Source organism: Frateuria sp. GZRe12, from assembly GCF_051900535.1.
Classification (GTDB): Bacteria; Pseudomonadota; Gammaproteobacteria; order Xanthomonadales; family Rhodanobacteraceae; genus Frateuria_A.
Window position 1 is genome coordinate 238,154 of record NZ_JBHZGI010000001.1, and the last position, 25,727, is coordinate 263,880.

Annotated in this window: 26 protein-coding genes; 13 read left to right on the plus strand and 13 right to left on the minus strand. The window is 68.5% G+C overall.

The window, feature by feature from the left end; genetic code table 11:
• Positions 1–11 precede the first annotated feature (11 nt).
• From ACFWZ4_RS01010 to ACFWZ4_RS01045, 8 genes are read left to right on the plus strand one after another with little or no spacing between them, the layout of a single operon-like run.
• Positions 12–1,403 (plus strand): efflux transporter outer membrane subunit, encoded by a 1,392-nt coding sequence (locus ACFWZ4_RS01010; RefSeq protein ID WP_439702916.1) that lies wholly within the window; start codon positions 12–14, stop codon positions 1,401–1,403.
• Positions 1,403–2,536: an ABC transporter permease gene (locus ACFWZ4_RS01015; RefSeq protein WP_439702917.1), complete on the plus strand. Its 1,134-nt coding sequence runs from the start codon at positions 1,403–1,405 to the stop codon at positions 2,534–2,536. The genes ACFWZ4_RS01010 and ACFWZ4_RS01015 overlap by 1 nt, the downstream gene beginning before the upstream one ends.
• Entirely contained in the window at positions 2,533–3,270 is a 738-nt protein-coding gene (locus tag ACFWZ4_RS01020) for an ABC transporter ATP-binding protein (RefSeq protein ID WP_439702918.1), read from the plus strand. The genes ACFWZ4_RS01015 and ACFWZ4_RS01020 overlap by 4 nt, the downstream gene beginning before the upstream one ends.
• Positions 3,267–4,190 carry an HlyD family secretion protein gene (locus tag ACFWZ4_RS01025; protein ID WP_439702919.1) on the plus strand — a complete coding sequence of 308 codons (924 nt, stop codon included), beginning with the start codon at positions 3,267–3,269 and terminating at the stop codon, positions 4,188–4,190. The genes ACFWZ4_RS01020 and ACFWZ4_RS01025 overlap by 4 nt, the downstream gene beginning before the upstream one ends.
• A 47-nt stretch (positions 4,191–4,237) precedes the next feature.
• Complete coding sequence (locus tag ACFWZ4_RS01030; protein WP_439702920.1) at positions 4,238–5,074, plus strand: alpha/beta hydrolase; 837 nt, start codon at positions 4,238–4,240, stop codon at positions 5,072–5,074.
• Positions 5,071–5,430, plus strand: a complete 360-nt coding sequence (locus ACFWZ4_RS01035) for an EamA family transporter (protein ID WP_439702921.1) — start codon at positions 5,071–5,073, stop codon at positions 5,428–5,430. The genes ACFWZ4_RS01030 and ACFWZ4_RS01035 overlap by 4 nt, the downstream gene beginning before the upstream one ends.
• The gene (locus tag ACFWZ4_RS01040) at positions 5,427–5,843 is read left to right on the plus strand and encodes a DMT family transporter (RefSeq protein ID WP_439702922.1); all 417 of its coding nucleotides are present in this window, start codon (positions 5,427–5,429) and stop codon (positions 5,841–5,843) included. The genes ACFWZ4_RS01035 and ACFWZ4_RS01040 overlap by 4 nt, the downstream gene beginning before the upstream one ends.
• Before the next feature lie 2 nt (positions 5,844–5,845).
• Complete coding sequence (locus ACFWZ4_RS01045) at positions 5,846–7,054, plus strand: DegT/DnrJ/EryC1/StrS family aminotransferase (protein ID WP_439702923.1); 1,209 nt, start codon at positions 5,846–5,848, stop codon at positions 7,052–7,054.
• 2 nt (positions 7,055–7,056) lie between these two features.
• On the opposite strand, the gene ACFWZ4_RS01050 is transcribed toward ACFWZ4_RS01045, so the two are convergent.
• Genes ACFWZ4_RS01050 through ACFWZ4_RS01075 form a run of 6 tightly spaced genes read right to left on the minus strand, consistent with a single transcriptional unit; the run spans position 7,057 to position 12,681 of the window.
• A complete protein-coding gene (locus tag ACFWZ4_RS01050) occupies positions 7,057–7,944 on the minus strand; it encodes an arginase family protein (protein WP_439702924.1) in 888 nt (295 codons plus the stop codon).
• Entirely contained in the window at positions 7,941–9,002 is a 1,062-nt protein-coding gene (locus ACFWZ4_RS01055; RefSeq protein ID WP_439702925.1) for a GNAT family N-acetyltransferase, read from the minus strand. The genes ACFWZ4_RS01050 and ACFWZ4_RS01055 overlap by 4 nt, the downstream gene beginning before the upstream one ends.
• Positions 9,003–9,012: 10 nt before the next feature.
• Positions 9,013–10,236 (minus strand): beta-ketoacyl-[acyl-carrier-protein] synthase family protein, encoded by a 1,224-nt coding sequence (locus ACFWZ4_RS01060; RefSeq protein WP_439702926.1) that lies wholly within the window; start codon positions 10,234–10,236, stop codon positions 9,013–9,015.
• Positions 10,233–10,517, minus strand: coding sequence for an acyl carrier protein (locus ACFWZ4_RS01065; RefSeq protein ID WP_439702927.1), 285 nt, complete (start codon positions 10,515–10,517; stop codon positions 10,233–10,235). The genes ACFWZ4_RS01060 and ACFWZ4_RS01065 overlap by 4 nt, the downstream gene beginning before the upstream one ends.
• A 34-nt stretch (positions 10,518–10,551) precedes the next feature.
• A complete protein-coding gene (locus tag ACFWZ4_RS01070) occupies positions 10,552–11,955 on the minus strand; it encodes an aspartate aminotransferase family protein (RefSeq protein WP_439702928.1) in 1,404 nt (467 codons plus the stop codon).
• An 18-nt stretch (positions 11,956–11,973) separates the two neighbouring features.
• Positions 11,974–12,681, minus strand: coding sequence for an MtnX-like HAD-IB family phosphatase (locus ACFWZ4_RS01075; RefSeq protein WP_439702929.1), 708 nt, complete (start codon positions 12,679–12,681; stop codon positions 11,974–11,976).
• A gap of 615 nt (positions 12,682–13,296) precedes the next feature.
• On the opposite strand from ACFWZ4_RS01075, the gene ACFWZ4_RS01080 reads away from it, so the two are divergent.
• The 3 genes from ACFWZ4_RS01080 (at position 13,297) to ACFWZ4_RS01090 (ending at position 14,948) form a co-directional block, all read left to right on the plus strand.
• A complete protein-coding gene (locus ACFWZ4_RS01080; protein WP_439702930.1) occupies positions 13,297–13,887 on the plus strand; it encodes an NADPH-dependent FMN reductase in 591 nt (196 codons plus the stop codon).
• 171 nt (positions 13,888–14,058) lie between these two features.
• Complete coding sequence (locus ACFWZ4_RS01085) at positions 14,059–14,604, plus strand: DNA-binding protein (protein WP_439702931.1); 546 nt, start codon at positions 14,059–14,061, stop codon at positions 14,602–14,604.
• A 149-nt stretch (positions 14,605–14,753) separates the two neighbouring features.
• Positions 14,754–14,948, plus strand: a complete 195-nt coding sequence (locus tag ACFWZ4_RS01090; protein WP_439702932.1) for a hypothetical protein — start codon at positions 14,754–14,756, stop codon at positions 14,946–14,948.
• A 46-nt stretch (positions 14,949–14,994) separates the two neighbouring features.
• Here the strand turns inward: ACFWZ4_RS01090 and ACFWZ4_RS01095 are convergent, their stop codons facing one another.
• From ACFWZ4_RS01095 to ACFWZ4_RS01115, 5 genes are all read right to left on the minus strand, one after another.
• Positions 14,995–15,639 carry an FMN-binding negative transcriptional regulator gene (locus tag ACFWZ4_RS01095; protein ID WP_439702933.1) on the minus strand — a complete coding sequence of 215 codons (645 nt, stop codon included), beginning with the start codon at positions 15,637–15,639 and terminating at the stop codon, positions 14,995–14,997.
• A gap of 113 nt (positions 15,640–15,752) precedes the next feature.
• Entirely contained in the window at positions 15,753–16,700 is a 948-nt protein-coding gene (gene zipA / locus ACFWZ4_RS01100; RefSeq protein WP_439702934.1) for a cell division protein ZipA, read from the minus strand.
• A gap of 10 nt (positions 16,701–16,710) precedes the next feature.
• Positions 16,711–20,211 carry a chromosome segregation protein SMC gene (gene smc, locus ACFWZ4_RS01105; protein ID WP_439702935.1) on the minus strand — a complete coding sequence of 1,167 codons (3,501 nt, stop codon included), beginning with the start codon at positions 20,209–20,211 and terminating at the stop codon, positions 16,711–16,713.
• A gap of 136 nt (positions 20,212–20,347) precedes the next feature.
• A complete protein-coding gene (locus tag ACFWZ4_RS01110; protein WP_439703754.1) occupies positions 20,348–20,593 on the minus strand; it encodes a BolA family protein in 246 nt (81 codons plus the stop codon).
• A 5-nt stretch (positions 20,594–20,598) separates the two neighbouring features.
• On the minus strand, positions 20,599–20,898 hold the full coding sequence (locus ACFWZ4_RS01115; RefSeq protein ID WP_439702936.1) for a YciI family protein: 300 nt from the start codon (positions 20,896–20,898) through the stop codon (positions 20,599–20,601).
• Positions 20,899–21,064: 166 nt separating this feature from the next.
• Here ACFWZ4_RS01115 and ACFWZ4_RS01120 point away from each other — a divergent pair, with 166 nt between their 5' ends.
• Entirely contained in the window at positions 21,065–21,709 is a 645-nt protein-coding gene (locus ACFWZ4_RS01120; protein ID WP_439702937.1) for a YidC/Oxa1 family membrane protein insertase, read from the plus strand.
• A gap of 144 nt (positions 21,710–21,853) precedes the next feature.
• On the opposite strand, the gene lysS is transcribed toward ACFWZ4_RS01120, so the two are convergent.
• Positions 21,854–23,383 carry a lysine--tRNA ligase gene (lysS, locus tag ACFWZ4_RS01125; protein ID WP_439702938.1) on the minus strand — a complete coding sequence of 510 codons (1,530 nt, stop codon included), beginning with the start codon at positions 23,381–23,383 and terminating at the stop codon, positions 21,854–21,856.
• A 375-nt stretch (positions 23,384–23,758) separates the two neighbouring features.
• Here lysS and ACFWZ4_RS01130 point away from each other — a divergent pair, with 375 nt between their 5' ends.
• On the plus strand, positions 23,759–24,547 hold the full coding sequence (locus ACFWZ4_RS01130; protein WP_439702939.1) for a hypothetical protein: 789 nt from the start codon (positions 23,759–23,761) through the stop codon (positions 24,545–24,547).
• Between the two features lie 49 nt (positions 24,548–24,596).
• Here the strand turns inward: ACFWZ4_RS01130 and prfB are convergent.
• Positions 24,597–25,722 (minus strand): peptide chain release factor 2 gene (gene prfB, locus ACFWZ4_RS01135; protein ID WP_439702940.1). Its coding sequence is split into 2 segments (ribosomal slippage): positions 24,597–25,646 and positions 25,648–25,722, totalling 1,125 coding nucleotides; the frame shifts between segments, so codons are not numbered across the junction.
• Between the last annotated feature and the right edge of the window lie 5 nt (positions 25,723–25,727).

Genomic DNA, 25,727 nt, shown 5'->3' on the forward strand with positions numbered 1-25,727 from the left:
CCGCCGGCGGCATGCGCTGGCTGCCGCGCGCCGTGCTCGCGGTCGCACTGGCCGGCTGTGCCGGCGTCAAGGAGCCGCCCCTGCGGCCACCGTTGCCCGACCACTGGCGGCACTCGACCGTCGGGACGGACGCTGCGGTGCCGACCGATCTGCACCATTGGTGGCGCGCGTTCGGCGACCGGCAGCTCGACGCCCTGGTCGACCTGGCGCTGGCGGACAACCTGGACGTCGCGCAGGCGGTCGAGCACGTGCGCGCCGCCCGCGCCATGCACGAAGCCGAGGCGGCACGCTTCCGACCGCAATTGCGCGCCACCACGATCGACGCCATCGACCCGGATGCCAGCGCCTCCTTCTTCGTCGCGGGATTCGACGCGACCTGGGAGTTGAACCTGTTCGGCCGGGGCCGGGCCACGCAACGCCTTGCGCGCGCCGACGTCGCCACCGCCGATGCCGACCTGCGCGCTGCGCGCCTCTCGCTGGCGGGCGAAGTGGTGCGCGACTGGATCGGCTTGCGGGCGGCCCAGCAGCAGTTCCGGGTATCCAGTTCCATCCGCGACGCGCGCCGTCACGAATACGCCCTGCTGCAGGTTCGTCGGCGACTGAAGCTGGCCGGCACGGATGAGGTGGAGCGGGGGAGGGCGGCGCTCGACCAGGCCGGGTCTGCGTTGGCGGAGTCGCGCGACGCGGCGGACGCAAGCGCGCAGCAACTGGCCGTGCTGCTCGGGCGCCCCGAGCCCGACCCGGCCTGGTCCCGGCCCCACCCGCTGCCGTCGCTCGGCCGCTGGCACGCCGCCTCCGTCCCATCCGACCTGCTGCGCGCGCGCGCGGACATCCTGCGTGCGGAAGCCGATGTGTTGCGCGCGGCGGGAGAAGCCGGCCTGGCCCACGCCAACCGGTTTCCCAGCCTCGCGCTGGGCGGCTCGCTGGTGTGGTCGACCAACCTGCAGACGCACCGTCGGACCAACGACAACGCCTTGTTTTCGACCGGCCCCATCATCGATATCCCGTTGTTCGACTGGGGCATGCGCGCGGCCCAGGACCATGCCAAGCGGCACGAGCTCCAGGCCAGCGTGTTCGCGTATCGCCAATCGGTGCTGCAGGCGGTCGCCGAGACCGAGACAGCCCTGGGCGGGCTCGAGGAACGCACCGGCGACGAGCGCAGGTGCGCCGATGCCCTGGCCGCACTCACGCGTGCCGATGCGGTCGTGGCCAGGCGCGTGGAGCTGAGGCTCGCCAGCCCGATCGACCGCGAGGAGAGCCGCATCGCACGCGGGCAGGCCGAGCAGGCGGCGATCCAGGCCCGGGCCCGCCGCGATCTGGCGTTCGTCGCGGTGTTCAAGGCGCTGGGCGGCGCACCGCCGCCGACCACGGAACTGGCCGCTCAACCGGAGCACCGGGACTGATGGTCGCCCTGGCCCGCAAGACTCTGTTGCACGAGTGGCGGCGCTTCCTGCCGGCGATGCTGGCGGTTGGCTTCGCCGGCTTGCTGCAGTTGCTGCAGGCCGCGCTGGTGCTGGGCATCTTCGGCAGCGCCAGCGTGTACATCACCGGCTCGAACGCCGACCTGTGGGTCGGTTACCCGGGCACACAAAGCGTCAACCTCGGCCGCGCGATCGACCCCAACATCCAGGCGCGGCTGCTGATGGACCCGGCCGTCGCGCGGGTGGAACCTTTCATCTGGCTGGATGCCGACTGGCGCGGCGCGACCGACACCGGCGGCGAATCGGTGTTCGTCTCCGGCATCGACCCGCGCGCGGATGGGCTGCTGTTCGCGCGCGCGCTGTCGCCAGCCTTGCGCGCCCGGCTATACGAGCCCGACGCGGTGATCGTCGACCGGGCGGACATCGACAAGCTCGGCGTGGCGGTCGGCGGTACCGCCGCGATCAACGGGCATACCGTGCGAGTGGTCGGCGTGAGCAGCGGCTTGCGCGCGCTCGGCGGCGTCAACGTCCTCAGCTCGCTGGCGACCGCGCGGGAACTCGATACCGACCCAGGCGACAGCGGCCAGCCCACCTACCTGGTCGCCGGCCTGCGCGATCCGGCGCAGGCCGATGCGGCAGCCAGGCGCCTGCACGGCGACGGCGCCTTCGGCCCCTACGACGTATGGACCGCCCAGGCGTTCGCCCGGCGCTCGGTGCTGTACTGGATGTTCGATACCGGCGCCGGGGCAGGGGTGTTGTTCCTCGCCGGCATCGTGTTCCTGGTCGGCGCCGTCATCACCAGCCAGACGCTGGTCGCGGCGGTGGCCGGCTCGATGCGCGAGTACGCCACGCTCAACGCGCTCGGCGTGGGCGTGGGGGCGCTGCGCTGGGTGGTGCTGGAGCAGGCGCTGTGGGTGGGCGCACTCGGCCTCGCCGGGGCGACCATGCTCGGCGCCATGCTGCTCGCGTTGGCGCGGGAGCAGGACGTGCCGGTGGTGCTGAACCTGCCGGTCACGCTCGCCTGCGTCGTGCTCGCGCTGGGCCTCGCGGCGGTGTCCGGGTTGGCCGCGATTCGCAGCCTGCGGCGCACCGATCCGGCGAGCCTGCTGCGATGAACGCGCCAACTGCCATGCTTCCTGCCTTGCGCGCCGAGGGCATCGCCAAGGCCTTTGCTTCCGGCGCCACGCGCACGCAGGTGCTCGACGGCCTGTCGCTATCGATCCATGCCGGCGAACTGACCCTTATCTCGGGTCCGTCCGGCTGCGGCAAGAGCACCTTGCTGGCGATCCTCAGCGGCCTGCAGCCAGTCGATGCCGGGCGCGTCTTCGCGCTCGGCACGGAGCTGAGCGGCCTGGACGGCGGCGCGCTGGAACGCTTCCGCCTGCGGCACACGGGCTTCGTGTTCCAGGGCTTCAACCTTTTCCCGGCACTCACCGCGCTCGAACAGGTGGAACTGCCGCTGGATTACCTGGGCCTGTCCCGCCGGCAGGCGCGCGAACAGGCGGAACGCTCGCTGGAGGAGGTGGGCTTGTCGCATCGCATGAAACTCAAGCCCGCGGAACTGTCCGGCGGGGAAAAGCAACGCGTGGCGATCGCCCGCGCGCTGGCCAAGCAGCCGCAGCTGCTGTTCGCCGACGAACCGACCAGTGCGCTCGATGCCAGCAACGGGCAAACGATCATCGACATCCTCCATCGCATCGCCCACGACCACGGCACCACCGTGCTCTGCGTAAGCCACGACCCCCGCCTGATCGGCCACGCCGACCGCGTGCTGGCCATGGAAGATGGGCGCATCCTCAGCGACCGGCGCCTCGCGCCAGCGCACGCCCTGCACGGAGTCGGACCATGACCGGATGGAACCAGCGGCGCCTGTTCGTCCTTGCGGTACCGGCCTGCCTGTGGCTCGCCGCCTGCACCCAGCACGATGACCCGGCGCCCGCGGCGCCGGCGCCCGCCTATGCGGCCGTGGCGCGCGGGCGCATCGACGTCGATGGGGGCCTGCTCAACCTCGGCATGCCACGCGAAGGCCTGCTCGCCGAAGTCGACGTGCACGAAGGGCAATCGGTGCGCCGGGGCCAGGTGCTGGCCTCGCTGGACGCCGAGCCCGCGCGGCTTGCCGTCGCCTCGGCGCAGGCGGAAGTAGACCAGGCGCGTGCGCAGGTCTCGCTGATCGGTGCACGGCTCGATGCCGCGCGGCTGCGCGCCCGGCGGCTGGCCGCCGCGGCCAGCGCCGGCGCGGGCGACGGCCAGAGCGCGGACGACGCGGAGGCGGCCGCGGGCGAACTGGCCGCGCAGCAGCAGGCCGCGCGCGCGGCCGTGAACGTTGCCGGGCAGAAGCTGGCTGCCGCGCGCTTCGAGCTGGAGCAGCACACGTTGCGCGCGCCGCTGGATGCCGACGTGATCCACGTCGCCGCGCAGCCGGGCACGCTGGCGACCGCGCAGTCCGCTCCGCTCTTCGTGCTGTTGCCGCACGTGCCGCGCCTGGTGCGGGCGGACCTCAGCGAGGCCTACATGGATGCGGTCAAGCCCGGCATGACCGCGCAGGTCACCGCCGACGGCGACCCGCAGGGAGGCCCCTGGCGTGCGCACGTGCTGCGAGTCGGCCAGCTGGTCGGCCCGTCCACGCTCGAGGACGACCCGCAGCAGCGGATCAATTCGCGCACGGTGGAGTGCGTGCTGGCCTTCGACGTGCCGACGCCGCTGCGCGTGGGCCAGCGGGTGATGGTGCGCTTCGGCGCGCCGGCCCCGACGAGCGCGAAAGCCCGCTGAAACGGGCCGATGCGACGCTCATCACTGGACTTTCCCGGGCAGGCGACGTGATCCGCAAGACCGACTTCTACCTGGAGGGCGGCCCGCTCGGCGTCCTGCTGATCCATGGCCTGACCGGCACGCCGATGGAGATGCGGCTGCTCGGCAAGGGACTCCACGGCGCCGGCTTCACGGTGCACGGCATGCAGCTGGCCGGTCATTGCGGCGACACCGACGACCTGCTCGCCACCGGCTGGCGCGACTGGTACGCAAGCGTGGAAGCAGCCGCCGATGCATTGCGCGGCAAGGTCGACCGCCTGTTCGTCGGCGGCCTGTCGATGGGCGCGCTGCTGGCGCTCAAGCTCGCCGCCGACCGGCCCGGCCAGGTCGCCGGCGTAGGTGTGTACGGCGCGACCTTCCGCTACGACGGCTGGAGCATTCCGTGGCTGGCGCGGCTGTCGTTCCTGCTGCCGTTCGCCAAGCGGGTGGGGCTCGGCCGCGATCGGGTCTTCCTCGAGCAACCGCCCTACGGCTTGCGCGACGAGCGCCTGCGCGAACAGGTCAGCGCCGCCATGCGCAGCGGCGACAGCACCATTGCCGGGCTGCTCGGCAACCCGTGGCATTCGCTGGCCGACCTCTATCTGCTGTCGCGGCGCGTGCGCCGGCAATTGCACCAGGTCACCTCGCCATGCCTGGTCGCGCACGCCAGCGACGACGACGTGGCGAGCGTGCGCAACGCCGAGCTGGTGCTGCGCGGGGTGAGCGCGCCGTCCGAGCTGCTGCTGCTGGAGGACAGCTACCACATGATCACGATCGACAAGCAGCGGCGCACGCTGATCGAGCGATCGGCGCAATTCTTCCGTGCAGTGGCCGAGCAGCGCCATGCCGATCCCGTGTCGTCATGAGCCCGCTCGTCCTGGCCTTGTGGATGGCGAACATCGTGCTGGACAGCACCGGCCAGCTTGCCTTCAAGGCGGCGGCGGCCGACCCGCATGCGGGGGAAGGAATGGCACGCTGGCGTCGGATGGCGACGCGACCGTGGCTGTGGCTCGGAGTCGGCTGCTACTTGCTCGAGTTCCTGGTCTGGGTCGCCTTCCTGTCGCTGTTGCCGCTGTCCGAGGGCGTGCTGCTCGGCTCGATCAACATTGTCGCGATCATGCTCGCGGGCCGCTGGTTCTTCGCCGAGAAGCTCACCCGCCTGCGCCTGCTCGGCATCGCGCTGGTCAGCCTGGGCGTGGCGATCGTGGGCGCGGGCGCATGAGGCGCGCGTACCTTTCCGGGTTCCTGCTGCTGATGGCGTTCGACACGCTCTCGCAGATCTCCTTCAAGCTGGCCGGCACGCACGCCTTGCCGGTGGCGGCCAGCCTGGCCTGGGTGCTGCGGCTGCTCGACGGGCCGTGGATCTACGGCGCGGTGGTGGGCTACCTCGGCGCCTTCTTCACCTGGATGAGCCTGCTCAGGCATGCGCCGATCGGGCCGGCGTTCGCCGCCTCGCATCTGGAAGTGGTGAGCGTGATGCTGCTCTCGGTGTGGCTGTTCCACGAACCGCTGACGATGCCACGTGTCGTCGGCGCCTGCGCCATCGTGGCGGGCATCGTGTGCCTGGGACTGGCCGAAGCGCGCATCGCCACGGGCGAGGTCCCCGGCGATCGGCCGCTGCCACACACGGGTTGACCATGCGTGGCCTGCCGCGCGAGCTGCCGCCGACCGCCGGCCTGCCGCTGCGGCTGGCGGACCTGCGGCCCGGCCGCGCCAACCTGGCGGCCATCCTCGCCGGGCAGTTGCAGACGCCACCGCTGCAGTTGACCTGCTCGGGCACCGCGGCCCTGCTGCTCGCGCTGCGCGTGCTGCACGCGCGCCAGCCACGCCGGTCGGTGGTGGTGGTGCCGGCCTACACCTGTCCGCTGGTGGCGATCGCCGTGCACCAGGCGGGCCTGCAACTGCGGCTGTGCGACCTGCGCCCGGGCCACTTCGACATGGACCCGCAGGCGCTTGCCACGGCCTGCCGCGAGGACACGCTGGCCGTGCTGCCCACGCACCTGGCCGGGCGCGTGGCGGATGTGGACACGGCCGTGGCGGTTGCCGCCCGGTCGGGAGCCTTCGTGATCGAGGATGCCGCTCAGGCACTGGGTGCCCGCAGCGACGGTGCGAGCGTGGGGCTGCGCGGCGACGTGGGTTTCTTCAGCCTCGCCGCCGGCAAGGGCTTGTCGATCTTCGAGGGCGGACTGCTGCTGTCGCGCGACGCCTCGCTTCGCGAGTCCTTGCGCGACGCGGGCGAACGACTGGTTCCCCGGCGTCCCGCCTGGGAGGCCCGGCGAAGCGCGGAGCTGCTGGGGCTGGCCGCACTGTACCGGCCGCGCGGACTGGTCTTTGCCTACGGCCGCCCGCTGCGCCGCGCCATGCGCCGGGGCGATCCCGTCGACGCGGTGGGCGATGCCTTCCCGGCGACCCTCCCGCTGCATCGGGTCGGCCGCTGGCGGCAAGCGGTTGGCGCGAACGCCGCCGCGCGCCTGCCCGGCTTCCTCGCCATGCTGCGGCGGCAAGCCCAGGCGCGGGTGGAATGGTTGCGCGCCATCGCCGGCGTGGAAGTCTTCGACGACGCGCCGGGCACGCAGGGCACCTGGCCCTGCCTGCTCCTGCAGCTTCCGGACGAACGCTGCCGCGACCAGGTGCTGGCCCAGCTCTGGACCCGCGGGCTCGGGGTCAGCCGGCTGTTCATCCACGCGTTGCCCGACTACGCCTACCTTGCCGATCGCGTGCCGCCGGCATACGTGCCGAACGCACGCGCATTCGCGCAACGGACATTGACCATCGGCAACAGTCCCTGGCTGGACGACGCGACGTTCGAGCGCATCGCCAGCGTCATCGAACGCGCGGCCAGCTGAAATCAGTCGCCGGATGGATCGGGCGCGATACGGCGGGCGATGGCCTCCAGCAGCCGCTCGTTGAGCGCATGCTGCTGTGCCTGCCAACGACCGAGGTCGTGCCCGTCGACCGCCGGCTGGCCGTCCATCGCGGACAGCCGGCGCTTCCACCAGCTGCGGTAGCGGTAGGCTGAAATTTCGCCGGTGATGTCGCTTCCCACCAGCCCGCCGCGCAGGCTTGCGATGATGGCCAGTGCGTCGTCCAGTTGCAGTTGTCCCTGGTCCCAGTTGGTCCTGGCTACTTCGGGCGCGAACACGTCCTTGTCGATCGACAGGTAGGTCGGGCGGGGCTGCGCATGTTGCAGGCTGCCGAAAGCCTCGACCATCGCGGCGACGTTGTCGAAGCCGTGGAAGGCGCCGGCCAGGCCCACCCGCGCCGCCCAGGAGACGTCCACGCCCACGCTCCAGTAGCTCAGCCGGCCCCGGCGCAGCGGCGCCAGGTAGTTTTCCCACGCGTGGGCGACGCCGATGTCGCGCGAGCTGATGCCCACCACGTGCACGTGCCCGACCTGCGGCAGCTCCGCCACGCGCCGCACCCAGGAGCCGCAGTGCACGCCGAAGGGAAAGCGCATGTTGTCCGGATGGTTGTCCAGCACCACCACCTGGAACGGGCGGGTCGCAGGCACGCGCCCGATCAGCGGCCAGCTCAGGTGATGGAAGTCCCCGCTGCCGAGCATGGCGGTGGCGTTCCCTTCCGGCCAGGCGTCCTCCAGGCCTCGCCGGAACCGCGCCAGCGTGCCCAGCGAGCAGCCGAACCGCACCGACTCCTGCCAGTGCGACAGCGGGATCACCAGCCGCTCCGCGAGCGGTCCGACCGAGTGGTCGATATCCAGCACGAGCGGCCGGTTCACGGGCGGATCCCCGCGGGGCTGGCCGCCTCGCCTTCGAAGCGCGTGGCGAGGTGGCGGAACAGGGCGCGCAACAGCGGGTTGCGCAGGTACACCGCATGTCGCGTGAGATTGAGCCGCGCGCCCAGGTATGCCTTGACCTGCGGATCGGTCCAGCCCGCCACGTAATGGGTGAGCCCGTGTGTGCGCGCGTACTCGAGGTTGTGCATCCAGCTGACCGCGTAGAGATTGTGGTCGCGTGCGTCCGGATAGGCGAAGCCGACGTACTTGTCCACCAGCTTGCCGGCGTGGACGTAGCAGAGATTCCAGCCGATCAGGCGTCCGTCGTGGCAGTAGGCGAACACCACGCCGGCACTGGATGCGTCCTGCAGTACGCGGGCGAAGAAATCCTGTCCGAGCAGGTCGAAATGGATGGCGCTCTGCGCGTGGACGTTGAGGTACAGCGCGTAGTACTGGGCGACCACGTTCGGGTCGGAGAACGGAGGCGCGCCGGTGGGCAGCGCCTCGACCTCGAGGTTCACGCGGGCGCGCAGCTTGCGGCGGATGTCCTTGCGGCGCGCGGCCGACAGCCGGCCCAGGTACTCGTCAATGGACGCGAAGTCGATCGGCACCCAGGCCAGCGGCATGCCTTCCAGCAATACGAAACCGCGGGCCGCCAGCGCCGTCGCGAGCGCCGTGGCCTGGGCGTTGGCGGCGGCATCGAGCAGGGGCGAGTCCTGCGGCAGGTCCTTGACGACCAGTAGGGCGCGCTCGCGGCCGTAGGCGTCGATCAGCTCGCGCGCGAGGGTGTCGGGCGAGACTTGCGCCGGCAGCGGCGCGTACTCGCTGACGGTGCAACCGACGAAGCGGGTGCGCCAGCACAGCAACCGCCCCCACCAGGAGTAGAGGGGCAGGCGGCAGATGCGCCGACGCAGGGCCTCGTCCGCGGTGGTCAGCAGGTCGAACGGGGCCAGGAAGGAGGGCAGGCCCGACGCCGTGCAGCGCACCGTGAAGCCGCGCGGTGGATGCGCGAGGAAGTGGCCGACCAGTGCGTCAGGCTCCAGGGCAGTGGAGTACGGCATGGGAACCGCCTCAGGCCTGCTTGAGCGCCAGTACCGCGTTGAGCCCGCCGAAGGCGAACGAGTTGCTGAGTGCCGCGCGCACCGGCATTTCCCGTGCGGCGTTGGGCACGTAGTCGAGGTCGCATGCCGGGTCGGGCGTGCTGAAGTTGGCGGTCGGCGGCACCACGCCTTCGCGCAGGGCGCCGAGCACGGCGACCAGCTCGAGTGCGCCGGAAGCGCCCAGCGCGTGCCCGTGCATGGATTTGGTCGAGGACACCGCGAGCCGGTCCGCATGTGGCCCGAACACCTGGCGGATCGCGCGCGTCTCGCCCGGATCGTTGGCCAGCGTGCCAGTGCCGTGCGCGTTGATGTAATCGACGTCCTCGGGAGAGAGTCCGGCATCGTCCAGCGCCTGCGCCATCGCGGCGGCGGCGCCGGCGGGGTCGGGCGCCACGATGTCGCCGGCATCCGCGCTCATGCCGACCCCCGCCAGTTCGGCCAGCGGCTGTGCGCCGCGTGCCTGCGCGTGCTCCATCGCCTCCAGCACGAATACGCCGGCGCCTTCGCCCAGCACGAGTCCGCGCCGGTTCGCGCTGAACGGACGGCAGGTGTCGTCCGCGAGTACCCGCATGGCCTCCCATGCGCGCAAGGCACCGTAGGTGAAGCAGGCCTCAGTGCCGCCCGCGATCGCCACGTCCGCCAGGCCCGCGCGGATCAGCAGGGCGGCCTGGGCGATCGCATGGTTCGAGGAGGCGCAGGCGCTCACCACGCCGAAAGCCGGCCCGCGCAGCCCGAAGGCGATGCTGACCTGGCTCGCCGGCGCATTGGGCATCACGCGCACGATGGTCAGTGGGTTCAGCCGGGTGGCGTTTTCCGCATAAAGGCGGCGCGCCTGCTCGTTCTGCGTGTTCTCGCCGCCGACACCGGTACCGATCACCACGGCCGCGCGCCGCTTCGCCGCGTCGTCGTCCCAGGACATGCCCGACTGCGCCACCGCCTCGCGCGCAGCCAGCAGCGCAAACTGGGCCGTGCGGTCGAGCAGCGGCAGGGTGCGTTCGTCGAAATGCGCGGTGGCGTCAAAACACTCGGGCACCTGCGCCGCGACGCGGACGCGAACGTCCGCGGCACGCTCGTGACGCAGCGGGCGGATCGCGCTGGTACCGGCACGCAGCCCTTGCCAAAGCACGTGCGCACCTTCGCCGAAAGCGCTTACCGCGCCCATGCCGGTGATGGCGACGCGCCGCGACTCGTTCACGCAGCGGCCTCCGCGCCACCGGACTTTTCGTCCAGTGCCGACCGGATCGCGTCCAGCAGGTTCTGCACCGTGTCGGTATCGAAGCTCGCCTGCGACTCGGGGAAGGTGATGTCGAAATGCTCCTCGAGATCGAAGATCAGCTCGATCGCCTCGAGCGAGCCGACACCAAGGTCCTTCAACGTCGCATCCGGACGCAGCGCGGGGGCTTCGACGCGTGCCTCCTTGACGATGATGTCGTACACCTGTTGACGAATGGCTTCGTCGGAAAGAGGGCTGTTCATGACGGCCTCCGTGTGAAAAGCGGTAGTTGACGACTCAGCCCCGCTTGGCGCGGGTCAGGAGCTGGTCGAGCAACGCGATGGCCAGGTCGATCTCGGCATGGGTGATGTCCAGCGACGGCGCGAGCGTGATCACGTTCTTGTACCAACCACCCACGTCCAGGACGAGGCCGATCGGCTTGCCGTCGTGGCGCAGGTCGCCGGCCAGGCCGATGTCGACCATCCGGTCGAGAAGGGCCTTGTTCGGGGTGAAGCCGTCCTCGGTGCATATCTCGGCGCGCAGCGCCAGGCCGAGGCCGTCGACGTCGCCGATCTCCTTGTGCCGCTTCTGCAAGTCGCGCAGGCCGTCGAGGAAGTGCACACCCTTGGTTGGCACGGTGGTCTCGTAGTCGAGTTCGTAGCCCATGCGGAGCACCTCCAGGCCGAGCGAAGTGCCCAGTGGATTGGAGTTGAAGGTCGAATGCGTGGAGCCGGGCGGGAACACGGTCGGGTTGATCAGCTCCTCGCGCGCCCACAGGCCCGAGAGCGGGTTGAGGCCGTTGGTCAGCGCCTTGCCGAACACCAGCACGTCCGGCGTCACGCCGAAATGCTCGATCGACCACAGCTTGCCGGTGCGCCAGAAACCCATCTGGATCTCGTCGACCACCAGCAGGATGCCGTACTGGTCCAGCACCTTCTTCAGGTCGCGGAAGAAGTTCATCGGCGGGATCACGTAGCCGCCGGTGCCCTGGATCGGCTCGACGTAGAAGGCGGCGTACTCGGCCTGGCCGACCTTCGGATCCCACACGCCGTTGTATTCGGTCTCGAACAATCGCGCGAACTGGCGCACGCAGGCGTCCGAGTACTCGTCCGCCGTCATTCCCCTGGGCCGGCGGAACGGGTAGGGGAAGGGGATGAACATCGCGCGCTCGCCGAAGTGGCCGAAGCGGCGGCGGTAGCGGTAACTGGAGGTGATCGAGGAGGCGCCCAGCGTGCGGCCGTGGTAGCCGCCTTCGAAGGCGAACATCAGGCTCTTGCCGTTGCGGGCGTTGCGCACGATCTTCAGCGAGTCCTCGATCGCCTGCGCGCCACCCACGTTGAAGTGCACGCGCCCCCGGTGCCCGAACTTGCCTTCCACGTCCAGCGCAATCGCCTTGGCCAGTTCGATGCGCGTCTGGTGCAGATACTGGCTGGCCACCTGCGGCAGCAGGTCGATCTGCTGCTTGAGCACGCCGTTGAGGCGCGGGTTGGCGTAGCCGAAATTGACCGCCGAATACCACATCTGCAGGTCGAGGAACGGCACCTCCGCGCTGTCGTACATGTAGCTGCCTTCGCAGCGGCGGAAGATCTTGGGCGGATCGACGTAATGGACGGTGTCGCCGAAGGAGCTGTAGCGCGCTTCGTCGGCCAGCAGTTGCGCGTCGTCGATCACCAGGGAAGCGAGCTTGTCGAAAGCGGTCATCGGGGGCGTTCCGGAAGGTCAGGCAGGCAGGGGAGCGGGTAAGGGCACGACGTGCGACTCGGCGAGGCTGCCGTCCAGCAGCGCGGGCAGCAGGGCGAGGGCGTCGTCGAAGCCGGTGATCGGCGCATACGGGATGCCGGCGGCGCGGCAGTGCTCGATCAGGCGGTGCTTGGCGAAGACGAAGTCCACGCAGTCGGCGACGCAGAAATCCGAGGCGCCATCGCCGATCAGCAGGACCTTTCGCGTGCCGCCGGCGGAGGCCGCCTCGGCGCACGCGCATTTGCAGGTGCCGCTGGTGCAGCCCGGTGCGCCGTAAGGCGAGGCCAGCTGCCAGCGCTGCGGCGGCGTGGCCGGGAAAAGCCGGTTGGCCGCGACCGGCAGGTCGTCCAGGCCCTGGCGGCGAAGGAGATGTCCGATCGCGTGGTCCAGGCCGTCGCTGACAATACGCAGGGGAAGACCGCGCTCGCGGGTGACTTCCACGAAACGGGCGAAGCCGTGGTCGATGGACAGATCGTCCAGGTGCGCGTCGAGCTCGTCGCGGCTCATGTCCAGCAGCGCCACCTGGCCACGCATGCAGGCGCCCGAGCCGATGCGGCCGGCCCGCCAGTCGCGCTCGAGCTGTTCCCAGCCCGGTCGGCCGAAGCGGTCGAGAAGGGAGTCGATGACGTCCTCGACGGAAACGGTCCCGTCAAAGTCACACAGAATAGTCCAGCCGGTCGCGCTCATCGAGTCGCATCGGTAGTCAGGCTGGAAGAGACGCTAGCCGGGCGATCTTTCCGCGCCCTTTCCGCACCGAGGGGACGATCGACTACGTGGTGCTCTCGGGCGGTGGCTCGGATGGTTTTTCGGTGCAGGCGCGCTGGTGAGCCTGTCGCCCAATTCGTCCATCTGGATTCGTCCTGGGATCGGGTCGGCGTCGGCGTTCTCGGAGGCCAATGGCCTGCAGCTCATCCACTCGAAGATCGGGGCCGTGCTCAAGCGCCTGCTGCTTCCGCTGAGACGGCCGCGATCGCGACGCACGGCGGCGAGCCGGCGCGCCGTCTCTTTCGCGGCTCGCCGGTGGCGTCTGCCAGTCCGGAAGGGGCGTATTTTTGTCACCAAGTTCCCGTCATCCGCCCGCACGGCGCGAGTGACACCACTCGGGGCTGTTTGCCGCGACCGCCCAGGGCTTTCGGCGATCTTTTTGCCCCCAGCGCATCCGGGAAAACAGAGGCCGTAACATGCCCAGCAGCAGCCAGATGCCAATCAACCATCGGTCAACGGAACGCCGTCGGGCACGTGGTGGATCCGCCACGGACTCGCCCGGCTGCCGAGGCGAACCAGTGCCGGGAGCCACGCGCCATGCCCGATCGCATCCTCGTCTTCTATGGGTCCTATCGTGAGGACCGTGCAGGCATCCGCCTCGCCGACTACGTCACCCGTCGCCTGGCCGCCCGGGGCGCCGATGCGGAGCTGATCGACGCCCGGCGCATCGGCCTGCCAATGCTGGACCGGATGTACAAGGAATACCCACCGGGCGGGGCGCCCGCGGCCATGGAAATGCTTGCGCGACAGATCCGGTCAGCTGATGGGTTCGTCTTCATCGCCGGCGAATACAACTGGGGCGTGCAACCGGGCCTGAAGAACCTGACCGACCACTTCCTGGAAGAGTGGTTCTGGCGCCCGGCCGGCATTGTCAGCTATTCGGCCGGCCGCATCGGCGGCGCCCGCTCCAACCTGCTCTGGCACGGCACGTTGTCGGAGATGGGCATGGTCGTCATCTCAAGCACGGTGACCGTGGGGCCGATCGCACAGACACTGGACACGTCCGGCGAGCCGATAGGCGAAGCCGGCACGTTCCTGGAACGTTCGTTCTCACGCTTCGCGGACGACCTGGCCTGGTGGACGGAGGCAGCAAAAACACAGCGCCAACGCAAGGCACCGCCCTATTAGGCAGGTCGTCGGGGGAGGGCGCGGGTGTCCGTTACGCCCGGCGCGTCCCCGTGCCAGAGAGGCGGAATTATCTTTCAGCTTGTGTATTACACACCTAGTGAGTCTGGCCACGATAGTCATCACTTACCACCCGTGGCAAACCAGCGGTGAAGCGCGACCCGGGAGAACCGCATGCCTCGTGGCATCACCCAAGAGCAGGTCAACGCGGCAGCGGATGCGATCTTGGGCACCGGCAAGAATCCCACGGTCGAGAAGATCCGCGTCCAACTGGGTACAGGCTCGCCGAATACGATCATCCGCATGCTGGATGCGTGGCGCAGCCAGGTCGGGGAGCGGTTGCAGCAACGCAATGCCTTTCCCGATATCCCGGGTTCCGTAGGGCGCGCGATGACTGAGATGTGGCGACTGGCAACCGAGCACGCCGAGCGTGTGCTGACCAGCCGTTTCGAGGACGAGCGTTCCGAGCTGGAAACCATGCTGGCTCACCGGCTGGCGCAGGAACGCGAATCCTGGGATGCGCGCCTGCAGGCCGCGGAAGCCGATGTCGCCCGGGCGCGGACGGAACGGGACCTCGCCCAGAACGCCTGCGCCATCCTGGATAGCCAATTGCAGGACAGCCACGCGATGCGCGCGGATCTGGTACATCAACTGGACGAGCTCCAACGGATCTGTGATCGACAAGCCGAAGAGCTGAAGCAGGTGACACGGCGGAAGTAGGACCGCGCAGCGCTCACAGCTGTGCCATAAGCGTCATTACTTGATTTTACATAATAGACATTATGCGCAATTAAGGACAAACCAACTACGCAGCGTCAGCCGCCCTCGGTATTACGCCCCGCACCCTTTTTTACCCCCAGGAGTCGCCCATGACACCGCTCGACAAACCGCTGAAACGTGAACTGACAATCGGGGATGCCACCTACACGCTGGCGATCGATCCGGACGGATTGAAGTTGACGGAGAAAGGCCGGCGGCGCGGTGTCGAGTTGCTCTGGAAGGATCTGGTCAGCGGCGATGCGGCGCTGGCCACCGCGCTGCAGGCTTCTTTGGAAGCGAACTGATCCGGGACGCTGGCGGCAGCAAAGCGGTACGTTGCCGCCAGGCAGACTACGGTTTTCGGGCTGACCCGTTGGCGGCACGGATCGCTGCGGCCATATCACGGGCTTCATCACTCCCAAGGTTGTCCAAGCCAGCCAGCACACCTTCGCGATCGGCTTCGGTGCGGTTCTGGCTCAGTTTCCATTTGCCCTCGATGCGCTCGATCGGCAGGCGCAAGCCGGTGATGGCTCCGAGGTTGCGGTCGATGTACTCGGTCGGGGCGTCGTCCAGGCGCCAGGGCCTGGGCATGGGTTGTTCGTGGCGATCGGTGAGTTTGCGCAGGAGTTCGCGCAAGGCGGCCGGGTCTTCAAACACTTCCAGTGTGCCGTGGTCGTGGACGGCGATGTAGTTCCAGGTGGGCACTTCCTTTCCGTGGGTCTGCTTGCCGGGGTACCAGCCGGCCGATATGTAGGCGTGCGGTCCCAGGAAGATCGCCAGCGACGGTGCACCGTTGCATAGCGCGTGGGCGTTGGCGCGGGCGACGTGGCCGTAGAGGGTGCCGTACGTACCCTCTTCCGGCGCCAGCAGCAGCGGGATGTGGCTGACCTGGAGACCGTTGGTGGTGGTGCTGATCAGGCTGGCAAAGGCATTCGCGTCGATCGCTGCATGCAGTTCGCGCAGGCGCGTTTCGCGGAAGGCGGAGGGCGTGTACATGGCGCGCTGATCCGGGCGGATGGGTTGGCGGTGAGTACATGTGCGCGACCGGATGCATGGCGGCCGCGCACAGGTGCGCTCCTGCAAGGGCGTTCCCGCGACCGTGGGAGGGCTCAGCGGCCGAAGATGATTTCCTGGCCTTCGTGATCGCGGTCCCAGCCGCGCAGTTCGTCCCGGATGTGCGCGATGCGCTGGCGGCCCAGGGCGTTGCGTTCCTCGTCCAGGACCTGGCCGTCGAGCAGTTCGGCCATGCGTTGCGCGGTGGGCAGCATGGCATCCCAGGCATCCAGCGCGGACAGCGGGCCCGGCAGGGTCATGAAGAAGCTCAGGCCGGGCGTACGCAAGCCATCGAGCCGGGTCAGGTCGAAGTTGCCGGGCTTGAGCATGTTGGCGACGCTGAAGATCGGGCCCTGTTCGCGCTTGCCATCGACCAGCCGGTGATAGATGCCCAGGTGACCGTATTCGAGGCCGGCCTTTTCGGCCGCGACGATTAGGTCCGCACCATTGAAAACCCCGCCGTCGCGGGCCATGACGAACACCGTGACGATGCGCTCCATCGGCAGTTGGGATGGGCGGCGGCCAAGGTCCGAAGGCGGCGGAGCCTTCGCGGCAGGTGCCGGTGCAGGGACGGGGGCAGGCGCGGCCACCATCGGGACAGGCGCCGGCTCAACAGCTTCGGGTGCGCCGGAAGGCGCACGCAGCGCGTCGATGATCGAAGCGGCGCGCCCGGAGGGCTTGGTCGGCGTGGTCCGTTCGCCAGCCAGGGTGGCGCCGAGCTTTTCCAGTTCCTGGCGCAGGCCGATTTCGAGTTCGCCCTGGTGCGGCAACGGCTCGTCGCGATGCATGTGCGGATCGGTATCGTCCAGCAGCATGTCGTTGGCGTCGCCATCGCCCAGCGTGGGTTCGCGGCGTTCGCCGCCGCCCTGCCCGGTCGGCATGCGTCGCCTGCCCTGCTCCTTCCTGGGCTGGCCGAACAGCCAGAGCAACGCCAGCGCAATGGCGCCGACGATCGCCAGCGGTATGCCGACGGCAGGGTTCCAGGCAAAGGCGAGCACGGTCATCGATGGATCCTCACGCAGCTCCGGCAAGTTTAGCCGCTTCGGCCAGGTCCACCTGCACCAGGCGCGAAACGCCCGGTTCGCGCATGGTCACGCCGCAGAGCTGGCTGGCCGCTTCCATCGTGGCCTTGTTGTGGCTGACGAAGATGAACTGCACTTTCTCGCTCATCTCGCGGACCATGTTGGAGAAGCGGCCGACGTTGGCTTCGTCCAGCGGCGCGTCGACCTCGTCGAGCAGGCAGAACGGCGCCGGGTTCAGGTTGAAGATCGCGAACACCAGCGATACGGCGGTCAGCGCCTTCTCGCCGCCGGACAGCAGCGAGATGTTGGAAGGTCGCTTGCCCGGCGGGCGCGCCATGATCGACACGCCGGTGTTGAGCAGGTCGTCGCCGGTCAGCTCCAGATAGGCATGGCCGCCGCCGAACAGGCGCGGGAACAACTCCTGCACGCCGGCGTTGACCTTGTCGAAGGTTTCCTTGAAGCGCTGGCGGGTCTCGCGGTCGATCTTCTTGATCGCGCCTTCGAGCGTTTCCATCGCGCTGGCCAGGTCGGCGAGCTGGTTGTCGAGATACGTCTTGCGCTCGCTCTGCTCAGCGTGTTCCTGGATCGCGGCCAGGTTGACCGGTTCCAGCCGCACGATCTTCTGCGCCAGGTCACCCAGCTGCGTGCGCCACTGGTTGGCGTCGGCGGCTTCGGGGAGCTCGGCCAGCAGCGGTTCGAGTTCCAGCCCCGAGGCGGTGATGGCCTCGGCGAGCTGGTCGGCGCGCATCTGCAGGGCCTGCGCGGCGAGGCGCTTTTCCGAGATGCTTTCGCGCAGCGTGGCGAGGCCCTGTTCGGCCAGGTGGCGCTGCTGTTCAAGCTTGCGGAATTCGATGTCGCAGTCTTCCAGCGCGCGGCGCGCCTCGACCAACTGCTTGTCGACCAGCAAGCGCTGGTCGAGGTAGGTCTGGCGCTCGGCTTCCAGCTCGGCGATGGGGTCGGAACCGGCGGCCAGCTGCTCGGCGACCTCGTTGCGGCGTGCCTCGACCTGTCGCAATTGCGTGTCGAGACGGGCCAGCGCCTGCTCCAGCGAGGCCAGCGAGGAGCGCTTGGATTCCATCGACAACGCCAGCGCGTGCGCCTGGTCGGCGGCCTCGCGGGCGTTCATGCGGGCTTCCTCGCGGGCCTCGAGCAGCGAGCGGCGCTCGTTCTCCAGCTCGCGGCGCTGGTCCTCCAGGTCGCCCATGTGGTTGACCGACTCGTCCAGGCGCGCGCGGGCCTCGCGGGTCTGCACCTGCAGTTCGTCCAGTTGCTCGATCAGCGTGGACAGCTCCCCGGCGACCTTCTCGGCCCGGGCCCGGGCGGTTTCCACCTTGCCGCGGTGGCTCTGCAACTGGCCGGCGAGTTCGGACTGGCGGCGGTGCGCGTTGTAGAGCTCGCGCTGGGCATCGTCGCGGGCGCGTTCGGCCTCGAACTTGGCGGTGCGCAGTTCGTCCAGGCGGGCAGCCGATTCCTCCAACTGCGCTTCCAGCGTCTCGATCTGTTCGGTCAGCAGGCGGATGTCGCGCTCGCGCGCCAGCACGCCCACCTGGTTGCCCTGGGCACGGCGGATGCGCGCCCACTGCGGCGCAAGCCACTCGCCGCTGCGGGTGATGATGGATTGGCCATCGGCGAGCGAGCCCACGCGGTTGCGCGCCTCATCCAGCGTCTCGGCGGTGCGCACCTGCGCAAGCAACTGCATGGCGGCGGCCGGGCCGCGCACCTTGGCGGCGAGCGTGCCTTCGGTGCCCTGCCCGCCTTCGGACGAGGCGAGCAACGCCAGGTCGGCCTCGCCCAGCGAGCCGAAGTCGCCGGCGAGGCTCAGCGGGTTGTCGACCAGAACACCATCGAGCAGGCCGGCCAGCACGGTTTCCACGGCCGATTCCCAACCGCCATCGACCTGCAGGGCCTCGCCGAGGCGGCGCGCCTTGTCCAGGCCCAGGCTTGCGAGCCAGCCACTGGCGGCGCTTTCCTCCTGGCCCAGAGCGGCGTGCTGCAGGGCTTCGAGCGAGGACAGACGGCCACGCGCGCTCTGCAATTGCTGGCGCGCTTCGTTGAGCGAGGACTGCACCTGGCGTTCCTCGTCGAGCACCTTCTCGTGGGCGAGCTTGTGCTGGTCGAGCAGACTGCCGAGTGATTCAACGCGCTCGCGCTGGGTGTCGTGCTCGACGTGCAACTGTTCGGCGGCGGCGTCCAGCGCGGCCACGTCGGTGGCCTTCTGCTCCGCTTCGAGCGCTTCGCGGCGCTTGGACAGGTCGATGGCCTGGCGGTCCAGATAGTTGAGCTTGGTGCGTTCGACTTCGGCGGCGCGGCTGGATTCGCCGGCGGTGCGCGTGTAGGCGTCCCAGCGCTGCTGCCAGTCGGCCAGCTTGGATTCGGTGCTGCGCGCGGCTTCGGCGGTGTCGTCCTGCATCTGCTGCAGGGCTTCGAGCTTAGGCTCGCCTTCGGCCAAAGCCATGCGCAGGGTTTCGATCTGTTCGCGGTCGTTGGCGATGTGCGCGGAAAGCTCACCGTGCTCGCGCTCGGCCTCGCCCTGGGCGCGCTGCAGGCGATCGGCGGTCTCGCGGTTGAAGCGCACCTGCTGCTCGACGCGGGCAATCTCGGCGCCGACCTTGTAGACCTCGGCCTGCACTTCGTTGAGGTGTTCGGTGGCACCGGTGTGACGTTCGCGGACGGACTCCAGTTGCGCCTCGATCTGGCGCTGGCCGGCGAGCTGCTTCTCGATCTCGATCTCGGCCGCGGACAGCCCCTGCCCTTCGCCCTCGTGCTGGCCCTTCAGCGCGCGGTATTCGAGGGCGCGCAGCTCGGCTTCCTTGCGTGTCTGCTCTTCCTTCAGCGCCTTCCAGCGCTCGGCGGCGCGGGCCTGGCGGTTGAGGTGTTCGAGCTGCTTGTCGACCTCGTCGCGCACGTCCTTGACGCGATCGAGATTCTCGCGGGTGGACTTGATGCGGCTCTCGGTCTCCTTGCGGCGCTCCTTGTACTTGGAGATGCCGGCGGCCTCCTCCAGGTGCGTGCGCAGTTCTTCCGGGTGCGCCTCGATGATCTGGCTGATCATGCCCTGCTCGATGATCGAGTAGCTGCGCGGCCCCAGGCCGGTGCCCAGGAACAGGTCGGTGATGTCGCGGCGGCGGCAACGTGCGCCGTTGAGGAAGTACGAGGACTGCCCGTCACGGGTGACCTGGCGCTTGACCGAGATCTCCGCGTATTGCGCGTACTCGCCCTGGATGGTGCCGTCACCGTTGTCGAAGATCAGCTCGACGGTGGCCTGCCCCACCGGCTTGCGCGCGTTGGAGCCGGAGAAGATCACGTCGGTCAGCGAGTCGCCGCGCAGGCGGCTGGCCGCGCTTTCGCCCATCACCCAGCGGATCGCGTCGATGATGTTGGACTTGCCGCAGCCGTTCGGGCCGACCACGCCGGTCATGTTGGTCGGCAGGTGCAGCGTGGTCGGGTCGACGAAGGACTTGAATCCGGCGAGTTTGATCGTGGTAAGGCGCATGCGGGCTCAACAGTAGGGACGGGCCCGCGGTGAATCGGGCGACAGGTCACTGTGCCAAACGCCGGGCGTGGTCGCAATGCGAATCAGGCGTGACAAGTAACTGGAACGAAGCACTACAACTACTTGAAATTGCTAATTATGGCGCCTTGGCATCTATCGAGAGTGCATGGATGCCCTGGTCCATCAGCCCATCCAGCGCCGCATACACCATGCGATGCCGCTTGATCGGCAGCACGCCGGCAAAGGCCGGACTGACGATGCGCACGTGGAAGTGGCCCTTGCCGGCGTTGGCGTGGCCGGCGTGCTTGTGGCCCTCGTCGAGCACTTCCAGTTCCACCGGCGCCAGGGCATCGGCAAGGCGCCGGCGGATCTGCTCGACCATCGCGCTCACGGCAGGGTCTTGCGGAACGGTTTGACCTCGACACTGGCGTAGACGCCCGCAGCGACATAAGGGTCCGCATCCGCCCAGCGCCGGGCATCTGCCTGCGAGGGGAACTCGGCAACGATCAGGCTGCCGGTGAAGCCAGCCGGGCCCGGGTCTTCCGATTCAATCGCCGGAAACGGGCCGGCCAGCAGCAGGCGGCCTTCGGCATGCAGCTTTTCCAGGCGCGCGAGGTGCTCCGGCCGCGCGCTCTTGCGCTTTTCCAGCGAATCGAGGACGTCGGTGCCGACGATGGCAAACCACATGGCTCGTTGCTCCAGCGATAAACCGGCAAGTTTAGCCGACAGCGCGATCGGGCGCCGGAGGTTGCCGATCGTTTTGTTTCTGCCGTCGTCACGCGCAACGACGCTTGAACTGCCCAGTCCGCAGTCCCATCTGTGCAGTTCACATGACAGCAGGGAGCTGACGGGGATGTGGTCGACTTTCGTGGATGGACTTTCGGAGTTGCTGGCGCAGCTGGCCACCTGGATGGATGGCAGCTATGGCATGGCGGTAATCGTGCTGGCACTTGTGGTGCGGTTGGCGATGCTGCCGATGACGTTGAAGACCGCCGAACAGGGCTGGTTGCGACAGCAGCAGTTGCTGACGCTCAAGCCGAAGCTTGCGCAGTTGCGCGAGCGGCACGCCGGCAATCCCGCGGCACAGGCGCAGGCCATGCAGGCGCTTTATCGGGAGCACGGCATCGGCGGGGGACTCGGCAGCAGCCTGCTGGTCGCGCTGGTGCAGGCGCCTCTGGGGGCCGGCATCTATGCGGCCATCCGCCAGGGCGTCGCGGGCGCCGATTCGTTCCTGTGGATCCCGAAGCTCGCGCGTCCGGATGCCTGGCTGGCGCTGGTGGTCGGGCTGCTGAGTTTCGCGGCGCTGCTGCTCAATCCGGCCATGACCGAACAGACGCGCACGCTGCTGCACTGGCTGCCCGTGGCGGTTTCAGCGCTGATGGTGTGGCACCTGGCCGCGGGGCTGGGGCTGTACTGGACCGGGTCCAGCGCGGTGAACCTGCTGCAGATGGCCGTGCTGCGGCGGCGCGCGCGCTCGCCGGGTGCGGGCGTACGGTAGTTTCCCGCCAGAGCGTCCCACCTCAGCCCTTCGGGCACTTCCCCGTGGAATGGGGAAGGACGTGTCTTGGAGCGCTGGGCGCCCGTGCCAAGCCTCCCCCGCGAACACGGGGAAGGTGCCGACAGGCGGATTGGGTAGATCGCCTCAGGCTTCCGGACGCATGTACGGGAACAGCAGCACGTCACGGATCGAGGCCGAGCCGGTCATCAGCATCACCAGGCGATCGATACCGATGCCGAGACCGCCGGTCGGCGGCAGGCCGACTTCCAGCGCGCGGATGTAGTCGGCGTCGAAGTGCATCGCTTCGTCGTCGCCCGAATCCTTGGCCTCGACCTGGGCCTTGAAGCGCGCCGCCTGGTCTTCCGGGTCGTTGAGCTCGGAGAAGCCGTTGGCGATCTCCTTGCCGTTGATGAAGAGTTCGAAGCGGTCGGTGATGCCCGGGTCCGTGTCGCTCTCGCGCGCCAGCGGCGAAACCTCGACCGGGTGGTCGGTGATGAAGGTCGGCTGGACCAGCGTGTGCTCGACGGTCTTCTCGAAGATTTCCAGCAGCAGCTTGCCCCAGCCGTAGCCCGGCTTGACCTGGACGCCAAGACGCTTCGCGTGCGCCGCCATCGCTTCGCGGTCGCGCAGTTCCTCGCGCCTGATCTCTGGGTTGTGCTCCAGTACGGCGTCTTCCATGCGCCAGCGGCGGAACGCCGGGCCGACGTCGATCTGCGCGTCCTCCCAGGCCAGTTCGGTAGTACCGAGCACGTTCCTGGCCGTCTCGCGGATCACCGACTCGGTGAGGTCCATGATCTCGTGATAGGTCGCGTAGGCCTGGTACAGCTCGAGCATCGTGAACTCGGGATTGTGCCGGGTCGACACACCTTCGTTGCGGAAGTTGCGGTTGATTTCGTAGACGCGGTCGAAGCCGCCCACGACCAGGCGCTTGAGATAAAGCTCCGGCGCCACGCGCAGGTACAGGTCAAGCCCCAGCGCGTTGTGGTGGGTGACGAAGGGCTTGGCCGTGGCGCCGCCGGGGATGATGTGCATCATCGGCGTCTCCACTTCCATGAAGCGGCGCGGCTCGGCTTCCAGCCACTTGCGCATGAAGCCGATGATGCGCGAGCGCAGCGCGAAGGTGCGGCGCGCCTCCTCGGTCACGATCAGGTCGACGTAGCGCTGGCGGTAGCGCTGTTCGACGTCGGCCAGGCCGTGGAACTTGTCCGGCAGCGGGCGCAGGCTCTTGGTCAGCAGGCGCAGACTATCGACCTTGACCGACAGCTCGCCGGTCTTGGTGCGCATCACCTGCCCTTCCGCGCCAACGATGTCGCCCACGTCCCAGCCCTTGAACGACTCGTAGGTTTCCTCGCCCACCGTGCCCTGGTGGATGAACAGCTGGATGCGGCCGGTGAAGTCCTGCATCTGCACGAAGCTCACCTTGCCCTGCACGCGCTTGAGCACGATGCGGCCGGCGACCTTGACGCGACGTGCGGCGGCGTCGACCGCTTCGGCGTCGTGGTCGGCGAACTCGGTGCGCAGGTCGCCGGCGAAGGCGTCGACCTTGAAGTCGTTCGGGAAGGCGATGCCCTGCCCGCGCAGCTCCTTGAGCTTCTCGCGACGCTCGGCGATGAGCTTGTTCTCGTCGGGTGCCGTGGCGTCGTTGGCGGTAGCGGGCGCGGGGTGGTCGATCATGCGTAGGTTTCCGTGAGCTGCAGCCGGTGTCGTTTCGACCCGGAACACTTGGTTATTTCTTGGCTGGAGGCGATGTCGAACCGGCCTGGACGCTTCCCGACGGAAACAAGGCGCCCGCGGCCAAAACGGACGCAGGAGCCGCCCTTGCCGCGATGACCGCGAGCCAGTGCCCCCTTGCCGGTGGACGTGCCGGGCGCTCTGCCATGCAGGCCAGGCATTCCGATGCCAGTTGCCCAGTGTATGCGACCGTCACTGCCGCACAAAGGGGCGGCGTGGGCGCCCGGTCCGCCAGGCATGGAGCCCGGCATGCCCGGTCTTCACGCCAGTCGTGTTATCGGCGCGCCTGCAGGGGTCCGACGAGCAAGGAGCACCCTCATGTTTCCCACCTCTCCGAAATGGGCGCTGGCAGCCATGCTGGCGCTGGGTTCGCTACTGTCTGCCGGCCTGACCCGTGCCGCGGCGCCAGCGCCGGCCACCTCCACCGGTTCCATCGCATCGGTCTGGTTCATCTGGCCGAAAGATGGCCAGGCCCGGCCCTTCGAGACCGCGCTCAAGGCGCACGCCGCGTGGCGCAAGCAGAACGGTGAAGGCTTTGTCTGGTCGATCTACCAGCCGGTGGTCGGCAAGGATCTCGGACACTACGTGATCCGCTCGGGCGACCACACCTGGCAGCAAATCGATGCCAACGAGACATGGGAGCGCGAGCATGGCGCGGCTGATTTCGATCGCGATGCCGGCCGCTACGTGCAACGGGCCGAGCACTATTTCGTCAAGTCCGACACGGAGCACAGCCACTGGATCGAGAGCAAGGACTACAAGTACTTCGGCGTCTACGACTTCCAGGTCAAACCCGGAGGAAACGAAGGCGTGGAAGACGCGATCGCCAAGGTCCACACGGCCGTCGAGGCGGCCAAGTGGCCCTACCCGTATGAAATCGACACGTCGATCGGCGGTCGCGGGTCGCTGCTCATCGTCGAACCGATGAAGAGCTACGCGGATATGGCGGAGCCCAAACCGACCCTGATGGACGTGCTTGCCCGCTCCCTCGGCTCCAAGGAGCGCGCGAAGGAGGCCATGAACAAGTTCGACAGCGGCATCGAGAAGAGCACGTACACGATCTACCTGTACCGCCCCGACCTTTCCACGCCCATGTCCGGCCCCTGATGCAGAGGCAGGCCCCGGACCGTCCGCACGGAGGTTCCGGGGCCTGGACTCACGCGTCGATGCGCTTGGCGCCGGCGTCCAGGCCGGACTTGAGGCTTGCCTCGATGAACTCGTCCAGGTCGCCGTCGAGCACCTTCTGCGTATCAGAGCGCTCCACGCCCGTGCGCAGGTCCTTGATGCGACTCTGGTCGAGCACGTAGTTGCGGATCTGGCTGCCCCAGCCGATGTCGGACTTGCTCGCTTCGAGCGCGTCCTTCTCGGCATTGCGCTTCTGTACTTCCAGTTCGTACAGCTTCGCGGCCAGCATCTTCATGGCGCGGTCGCGGTTGGCGTGCTGGCTGCGCTCGGTCTGGCAGGCCACCACCACGCCGCTGGGCATGTGGGTGATGCGCACGGCCGACTCGGTCTTGTTGACGTGCTGGCCGCCGGCGCCGGAGGAGCGGTAGACGTCGGTCTTCAGGTCCGCCGGATTGATCTCGATGTCGATGTCGTCGTCGACTTCGGGCGAGACGAAGACGGAGGTGAAGCTCGTATGGCGACGGTTGTCCGAGTCGAACGGGCTCTTGCGCACCAGGCGATGCACGCCGATTTCGGTCTTGAGCCAGCCATAGGCATAGTCGCCTTCGACGCGGAACGTGGCGGACTTGATGCCCGCCACTTCGCCACCGGAAACTTCCATCAGCTCGACCTTCCAGCCACGCGACTCGGCCCAACGCAGATACATGCGCAGCAGCATCTCGGCCCAGTCCTGCGCCTCGGTGCCGCCGGCGCCGGCCTGGATGTCGACGAAGGCATTGTTCGAATCCATCTTGCCGGAGAACATGCGCTGGAACTCGAGCTTGCCCACTCGGGCCTCGAGTTTCTGCACGTCATCGGCGACGGACTGGACGGTGTCTTCGTCGCCGTCCGAAGCCGCCATGTCGAGCAACTCCTTCGCGTCGGACAGGCCGGCGGTGAGCTCGTCGATGCCGGTGACGACGGTGTCCAGGCGGGCGCGTTCGCGGCCCAGTTCCTGCGCGCGCGGCGGATCGTCCCAGACGGTGGGACTTTCCAGTTCGCGGCTTACTTCTTCGAGACGCTCACGCTTGGTGGCGTAGTCAAAGATACCCCCTAAGCGACTCGACGCGGTCCGTGAGGTCCGCGATCTGCGCATGGATCGGATTGGTCTCGATCATGAAAA